We start from the raw sequence: 2,953 nt of genomic DNA, 5'->3' as shown, positions 1-2,953 counted from the left end.
TGAAACCATGGCGCGCGTGGTAGCAACGCCTCTGGAGCGGGAGTTTTCCACGATCTCCGGAATCGATTCCATGAGCTCGGTGAGCGGCTCGGCCTCGACGCGTATCGCTTTGCAATTCCGGCTCGAGCGCGATATCGACTCGGCCGCCCAGGACGTGCAGGGCGCGATCGCGAGCGCCATGCGCCGGCTTCCCGACGGGATCGATCCACCCCAGCTGCGCGCTCAGCGTCCATGGCGTGTCATGCGCCAGAAGGCGTCGCTTTCATGAATAACCAACGGTTGTTCCGGGAGACGGCACCGTCAAGTTTCGTTCAGCGCTCGGGGGCCGCAGATGAGTGAGGAATCGTCGAACGGCCGTTTGCTACGCACGCTCGGTACGCCCGGCGCCGTGTTGCTCGGCCTCGGCGCCATTGTTGGTACCGGCATTTATGTCAGTATCGGGCTGGCCGCGGGCGTTGCCGGCGCCGCCATCGTGCCCGCGCTCGCCCTGGCGGGCTTCGTGGCGGGCTGTAACGGGCTTTCCAGCGCGCAACTCGCGGCGACGCATCCCCTCAGCGGCGGCACGTACGAATACGGGTATCACTACCTGAATCACTGGCTGGGTTTTACCGCAGGCTGGCTGTTCCTGATCGCAAAAGGCGCATCCGCAGCGACGGCGGCTTTGGGTTTTGCCGGTTACCTGCGGTCGCTCGGCGGGATTGAAACCGCGTGGCAGACGCCTATCGCACTGGCGCTGGTCGTGGCGATGACAGTGATCGTGCTCGCGGGACTTCGAAGCACGAGCCGCGTGAACGCCGGCATTGTGGTGATCAGTATCGGCGCGCTGCTGGTCTTTATGGCCATTGCGATACCCAATGCCTGGGATAACCGGACACGCTTCGTCGCTGACGTCATCCCGACGGACGCCGAAGGGACTGTGGCCTTGCTGCACGCTGCGGCGCTCATGTTCGTGGCATTTACCGGCTACGGCCGCGTAGCCACGTTGGGCGAGGAAGTCGTCGCGCCGCGCCAGACCATTCCGCGCGCCATCATCTGGACGGTGCTGGTCAGTTTTCTTCTCTATGTCGGCGTTGCCGCGGCTGCCGTCGGTGCGACAGGCGCCTCGGAACTCGGGGCTGCTGCCCAGCAGGGGCTCCCCCTCAGCTGGGCTGCCGAACAGCTTGGCAATCCGGTCGTTGCCAACATCGTCGCGGTTGGCGCGTTGATTGCCCTGGCCGGCGTCCTGTTGAACCTGATTCTGGGTCTGTCGCGCGTGATACTCGCTATGGCACGCCGACAGGACATGCCGACGCTGTTTTCAAAGCTCAACGCCGCATCCACGTCCGCTCCTGCTGCCGTCCTGGTGGTTGGCTTTGTCATCGCTGTGATCGTGCTGCTCGGTAACATCAAGTCGGCCTGGTCCTTCAGCGCCTTTACGGTACTGCTGTATTACGCAATCACGAATCTTGCGGCGCTGCGCGTGCCTGACGCTGACCGATTCGTGCCGCGCGTTGCCACCGTAGCCGGCTTAATCGGTTGTCTAGGACTTGCCTGGTTCGTGGAAACACGCATCTGGTTCATCGGCCTGGGAATTATTGCGGTCGGCCTCGTGTGGCACGGATTTGCGTGGCGCCGCCTTAAAACGAACTCGTAATGCGACCGATACGCAGCAACGACTGCAGGACACCATCACTCACCTACGTTCCGACATCGACAAGGTCGAGGAGCCTCAGTTCAATTCAAGGCCATGTTTGAGACTTCGGTTGAGGTGCTTGGCGAACTAGCCTTTCAGGATTACGAACGGCAAAACGGGAAGGCGTGGAGAAGTTAACAATCACCGCCTATTCGGAGGTAAGGCGTCATCCAAGAGCCTCCTCAATGATCAAGGGGCTTTTTCTTGGATATGTCCCGTATCGGTACTTCAACTGAATGTCACACCTGACGTCGCGAGCTAATCGAATGCAAACGGAAACTGAACGTTGTCTGCCACGAGCATCACCCGTAGGGTGGTCGCCACAAACCGGTGCCGTCGGGGTAGAACCTTCAGAGGTTCTATCTCGAATGAGGAGGCAAGCATGAAACTTACGCTTTTGAGAAACACCGTGGCCACCAAAGCACCGGCCGCTACTGTGCTGGTTCGCTTGTCGGTGGGCGGCGTGTTTCTCCCCGAGGGTTTGATGAAGTTGCTTTATCCCGAGTGGTTAGGGGCTGGACGATTCGCGGACATTGGCATACCGCAACCTGAATTGTTCGGTCCGCTGGTCGGCGGCTTCGAACTCGTTTGCGGGCTGCTGATTCTGTTGGGGTTCTTAACACGCGCGGCCGCGATACCGCTCATCGTCATCATGATCGTGGCTATCGTCAGCACAAAAATTCCCGTGTTACTGGGCCATGACTGGTGGATATTTCACGTCCGAGAGCTTTCTCAATACGGCTTGGCGGCCTTTGAGCATGAATGGCGCACAGACTTTGCCATGCTCTGTGGTGCTCTGTTCCTGTTTATCGTAGGCGCAGGCCGATGGTCTGCGGACTACAGGCTGCAACGAAGTTTGTGATTGGTAGCACGCCGTGGCGCGCGGCCCATCTGAGGTACTGGCATCGCTCGTGCCCCAAGCCGTCTTCTGCGTTACAAGAAGACTCCCTTGCTCAAGTCACTGAAACACAAAAGGAAAGGACCGCTTCGGCGGGTCGTGCGTTACAAGAGGTCTTCGCCGCGCAACCCCTTGTTCTACTTGCGTTTATCGCCAATTTGACGGGCAGTGCGTTACAAGAGGACATCGCGGAGCACTCCCGCATCGAGCCGACGCCGTGGTCGTGCCTGCAAACGCGGTCCGGCCGGGACAGAAGGGCCCTTATGTCTATGTCGTGGACGATGCAAAGGCGAGGCTGCGACCGGTCCAGGTCTTGCGGCAGGTCGAAGACCTGTCCGTCATCGGGGAGGGATTGAAAGGCGGCGAACTGGTGATCACCGAGC

General features: G+C 60.1%; 2 protein-coding genes and 1 pseudogene. All 3 read left to right on the top strand.

Annotated elements, in window-relative coordinates:
- The 3 genes and pseudogenes from M3461_08700 (at position 1) to M3461_08690 (ending at position 2,534) form a co-directional block, all read left to right on the top strand.
- Positions 1-220 (top strand): annotated as a pseudogene (locus M3461_08700) (efflux RND transporter permease subunit).
- Positions 221-331: 111 nt separating this feature from the next.
- Entirely contained in the window at positions 332-1,633 is a 1,302-nt protein-coding gene (locus M3461_08695) for an APC family permease (protein ID MDQ3774421.1), read from the top strand.
- 421 nt (positions 1,634-2,054) lie between these two features.
- A complete protein-coding gene (locus M3461_08690; GenBank protein MDQ3774420.1) occupies positions 2,055-2,534 on the top strand; it encodes a DoxX family protein in 480 nt (159 codons plus the stop codon).
- Positions 2,535-2,953 lie beyond the last annotated feature (419 nt).

It is taken from the genome of Pseudomonadota bacterium (assembly GCA_030860485.1).
Classification (GTDB): domain Bacteria; phylum Pseudomonadota; class Gammaproteobacteria; order JACCXJ01; family JACCXJ01; genus JACCXJ01.
This window is presented reverse-complemented; position numbering and strand designations above follow the sequence as displayed.